This is a genomic window from Streptococcus oralis (genome assembly GCF_003942585.1).
GTDB classification, from domain to species: domain Bacteria; phylum Bacillota; class Bacilli; order Lactobacillales; family Streptococcaceae; genus Streptococcus; species Streptococcus oralis_BE.
The window spans coordinates 1-5,021 of sequence record NZ_RJNK01000017.1 but is presented as its reverse complement, the minus strand read 5'-3'; the positions used below and the strand labels follow the sequence as shown (position 1 = coordinate 5,021).

1 tRNA gene and 3 rRNA genes are annotated in these 5,021 nt (G+C 49.8%); all 4 read right to left on the bottom strand.

The features are described from left to right. Positions 1 to 116, bottom strand: a 5S ribosomal RNA gene (gene rrf / locus D8862_RS09455). A 76-nt stretch (positions 117 to 192) separates the two neighbouring features. Then, positions 193 to 3,095, bottom strand: a 23S ribosomal RNA gene (locus D8862_RS09450). A 121-nt stretch (positions 3,096 to 3,216) separates the two neighbouring features. Further along, positions 3,217 to 3,289 (bottom strand) — tRNA-Ala (locus tag D8862_RS09445). A 50-nt stretch (positions 3,290 to 3,339) separates the two neighbouring features. After that, a 16S ribosomal RNA gene (locus D8862_RS09440) occupies positions 3,340 to 4,888 on the bottom strand. The 16S, 23S and 5S rRNA genes sit together here with 1 tRNA gene alongside, the layout of an rRNA operon. Between the last annotated feature and the right edge of the window lie 133 nt (positions 4,889 to 5,021).

Sequence of the window (5,021 nt, the reverse complement as noted above, 5' to 3'; positions counted from 1 at the left end):
GCTAAGCGACTTCCATATCTCACAGGGGGCAACCCCCAACTACTTCCGGCGTTCTAGGGCTTAACTGCTGTGTTCGGCATGGGTACAGGTGTATCTCCTAGGCTATCGTCACTTAACTCTGAGTAATACCTACTCAAAATTGAATATCTATCAAATACCAAGAAAACCTTACACTTCGTATTCTCAGTTACTTTGGATAAGTCCTCGAGCTATTAGTATTAGTCCGCTACATGTGTCGCCACACTTCCACTTCTAACCTATCTACCTGATCATCTCTCAGGGCTCTTACTGATATAAAATCATGGGAAATCTCATCTTGAGGTGGGTTTCACACTTAGATGCTTTCAGCGTTTATCCCGTCCCTACATAGCTACCCAGCGATGCCTTTGGCAAGACAACTGGTACACCAGCGGTAAGTCCACTCTGGTCCTCTCGTACTAGGAGCAGATCCTCTCAAATTTCCTACGCCCGCGACGGATAGGGACCGAACTGTCTCACGACGTTCTGAACCCAGCTCGCGTGCCGCTTTAATGGGCGAACAGCCCAACCCTTGGGACCGACTACAGCCCCAGGATGCGACGAGCCGACATCGAGGTGCCAAACCTCCCCGTCGATGTGAACTCTTGGGGGAGATAAGCCTGTTATCCCCAGGGTAGCTTTTATCCGTTGAGCGATGGCCCTTCCATACGGAACCACCGGATCACTAAGCCCGACTTTCGTCCCTGCTCGAGTTGTAGCTCTCGCAGTCAAGCTCCCTTATACCTTTACACTCTGCGAATGATTTCCAACCATTCTGAGGGAACCTTTGGGCGCCTCCGTTACCTTTTAGGAGGCGACCGCCCCAGTCAAACTGCCCGTCAGACACTGTCTCCGATAGGGATAACCTATCTGGGTTAGAGTGGCCATAACACAAGGGTAGTATCCCAACAACGTCTCCTTCGAAACTGGCGTCCCGATCTCATAGACTCCTACCTATCCTGTACATGTGGTACAGACACTCAATATCAAACTGCAGTAAAGCTCCATGGGGTCTTTCCGTCCTGTCGCGGGTAACCTGCATCTTCACAGGTACTAAAATTTCACCGAGTCTCTCGTTGAGACAGTGCCCAAATCATTACGCCTTTCGTGCGGGTCGGAACTTACCCGACAAGGAATTTCGCTACCTTAGGACCGTTATAGTTACGGCCGCCGTTTACTGGGGCTTCAATTCATACCTTCGGATTACTCCTAAGCACTCCTCTTAACCTTCCAGCACCGGGCAGGCGTCACCCCCTATACATCATCTTACGATTTAGCAGAGAGCTGTGTTTTTGATAAACAGTTGCTTGGGCCTATTCACTGCGGCTGACCTAAGTCAGCACCCCTTCTCCCGAAGTTACGGGGTCATTTTGCCGAGTTCCTTAACGAGAGTTCTCTCGCTCACCTGAGGCTACTCGCCTCGACTACCTGTGTCGGTTTGCGGTACGGGTAGAGTATGCTTAAACGCTAGAAGCTTTTCTTGGCAGTGTGACGTCACTAACTTCGCTACTAAACTTCGCTCCCCATCACAGCTCAATGTTATAGAATTAAGCATTTGACTCAATTCACACCTCACTGCTTAGACAGACACTTCCATTCGTCTGCTTTAGTTAGCCTACTGCGTCCCTCCATCACTACATACTCTAGTACAGGAATATCAACCTGTTGTCCATCGGATACACCTTTCGGTCTCTCCTTAGGTCCCGACTAACCCAGGGCGGACGAGCCTTCCCCTGGAAACCTTAGTCTTACGGTGGACAGGATTCTCACCTGTCTTTCGCTACTCATACCGGCATTCTCACTTCTATGCGTTCCAGCACTCCTCACGGTACACCTTCTTCACACATAGAACGCTCTCCTACCATACCTATAAAGGTATCCACAGCTTCGGTAAATTGTTTTAGCCCCGGTACATTTTCGGCGCAGGGTCACTCGACTAGTGAGCTATTACGCACTCTTTGAATGAATAGCTGCTTCTAAGCTAACATCCTAGTTGTCTGTGCAACCCCACATCCTTTTCCACTTAACAATTATTTTGGGACCTTAGCTGGTGGTCTGGGCTGTTTCCCTTTCGACTACGGATCTTAGCACTCGCAGTCTGACTGCCGACCATAATTCTTTGGCATTCGGAGTTTATCTGAGATTGGTAATCCGGGATGGACCCCTCACCCAAACAGTGCTCTACCTCCAAGAATCTCTAATGTCGACGCTAGCCCTAAAGCTATTTCGGAGAGAACCAGCTATCTCCAAGTTCGTTTGGAATTTCTCCGCTACCCACAAGTCATCCAAGCACTTTTCAACGTGCCCTGGTTCGGTCCTCCAGTGCGTCTTACCGCACCTTCAACCTGCTCATGGGTAGGTCACATGGTTTCGGGTCTACGACATGATACTAATGCGCCCTATTCAGACTCGGTTTCCCTGCGGCTCCGTCTCTTCAACTTAACCTCGCATCATATCGTAACTCGCCGGTTCATTCTACAAAAGGCACGCTCTCACCCATTAACGGGCTCGAACTTGTTGTAGGCACACGGTTTCAGGTTCTATTTCACTCCCCTCCCGGGGTGCTTTTCACCTTTCCCTCACGGTACTGGTTCACTATCGGTCACTAGGGAGTATTTAGGGTTGGGAGATGGTCCTCCCAGATTCCGACGGGATTTCGCGTGTCCCGCCGTACTCAGGATACTGCTAGGTACAAAGACTATTTTAAATACGAGGCTATTACTCTCTTTGGCTGATCTTCCCAAATCATTCTTCTATAATCTTTGAGTCCACTTTGCAGTCCTACAACCCCGAAGAGTAAACTCTTCGGTTTGCCCTCCTGCCGTTTCGCTCGCCGCTACTAAGGCAATCGCTTTTGCTTTCTCTTCCTGCAGCTACTTAGATGTTTCAGTTCACTGCGTCTTCCTCCTCACATCCTTAACAGATGCGGGTAACAGGTAGTACCTGTTGGGTTCCCCCATTCGGAAATCCCTGGATCATCGCTTACTTACAGCTACCCAAGGCATATCGTCGTTTGTCACGTCCTTCTTCGGCTCCTAGTGCCAAGGCATCCACCGTGCGCCCTTATTAACTTAACCTTATTTTTGACCTTTCAGTCATAAACTCTTTTAATACTACAGCGTTTCGGTTTATTTTCTTGTTACTATTTGATATAGATATTCAATTTTCAATGTGCATTACTTGGTGATCTCTCACCAATGGAGCCTAGCGGGATCGAACCGCTGACCTCCTGCGTGCAAAGCAGGCGCTCTCCCAGCTGAGCTAAGGCCCCACAAGACCTCTCAAGACTAAACAAGACCAATGTGCATTCCTTATCCTTAGAAAGGAGGTGATCCAGCCGCACCTTCCGATACGGCTACCTTGTTACGACTTCACCCCAATCATCTATCCCACCTTAGGCGGCTGGCTCCTAAAAGGTTACCTCACCGACTTCGGGTGTTACAAACTCTCGTGGTGTGACGGGCGGTGTGTACAAGGCCCGGGAACGTATTCACCGCGGCGTGCTGATCCGCGATTACTAGCGATTCCGACTTCATGTAGGCGAGTTGCAGCCTACAATCCGAACTGAGACTGGCTTTAAGAGATTAGCTTGCCGTCACCGGCTTGCGACTCGTTGTACCAGCCATTGTAGCACGTGTGTAGCCCAGGTCATAAGGGGCATGATGATTTGACGTCATCCCCACCTTCCTCCGGTTTATTACCGGCAGTCTCGCTAGAGTGCCCAACTAAATGATGGCAACTAACAATAGGGGTTGCGCTCGTTGCGGGACTTAACCCAACATCTCACGACACGAGCTGACGACAACCATGCACCACCTGTCACCTCTGTCCCGAAGGAAAACTCTATCTCTAGAGCGATCAGAGGGATGTCAAGACCTGGTAAGGTTCTTCGCGTTGCTTCGAATTAAACCACATGCTCCACCGCTTGTGCGGGCCCCCGTCAATTCCTTTGAGTTTCAACCTTGCGGTCGTACTCCCCAGGCGGAGTGCTTAATGCGTTAGCTGCGGCACTAAACCCCGGAAAGGGTCTAACACCTAGCACTCATCGTTTACGGCGTGGACTACCAGGGTATCTAATCCTGTTTGCTCCCCACGCTTTCGAGCCTCAGCGTCAGTTACAAGCCAGAGAGCCGCTTTCGCCACCGGTGTTCCTCCATATATCTACGCATTTCACCGCTACACATGGAATTCCACTCTCCCCTCTTGCACTCAAGTTAAACAGTTTCCAAAGCGTACTATGGTTAAGCCACAGCCTTTAACTTCAGACTTATCTAACCGCCTGCGCTCGCTTTACGCCCAATAAATCCGGACAACGCTCGGGACCTACGTATTACCGCGGCTGCTGGCACGTAGTTAGCCGTCCCTTTCTGGTAAGATACCGTCACAGTGTGAACTTTCCACTCTCACACTCGTTCTTCTCTTACAACAGAGCTTTACGATCCGAAAACCTTCTTCACTCACGCGGCGTTGCTCGGTCAGACTTCCGTCCATTGCCGAAGATTCCCTACTGCTGCCTCCCGTAGGAGTCTGGGCCGTGTCTCAGTCCCAGTGTGGCCGATCACCCTCTCAGGTCGGCTATGTATCGTCGCCTTGGTGAGCCGTTACCTCACCAACTAGCTAATACAACGCAGGTCCATCTGGTAGTGATGCATTTGCACCTTTCAAACAGTTATCATGCAATAACTGCTATTATGCGGTATTAGCTATCGTTTCCAATAGTTATCCCCCGCTACCAGGCAGGTTACCTACGCGTTACTCACCCGTTCGCAACTCATCCAAGAAGAGCAAGCTCCTCTCTTCAGCGTTCTACTTGCATGTATTAGGCACGCCGCCAGCGTTCGTCCTGAGCCAGGATCAAACTCTCATTAAAAGTTTGAGTTCTCACTCATTTCTGTCACTGACAGATTTATTGTTTTTTTCATTGTTCAGTACTATAACCTTAGTTATAGTGCCCTGCACATTGGTTCGTCTTGTTCAGTTTTCAAAGGTCTTTGTCACTCAAT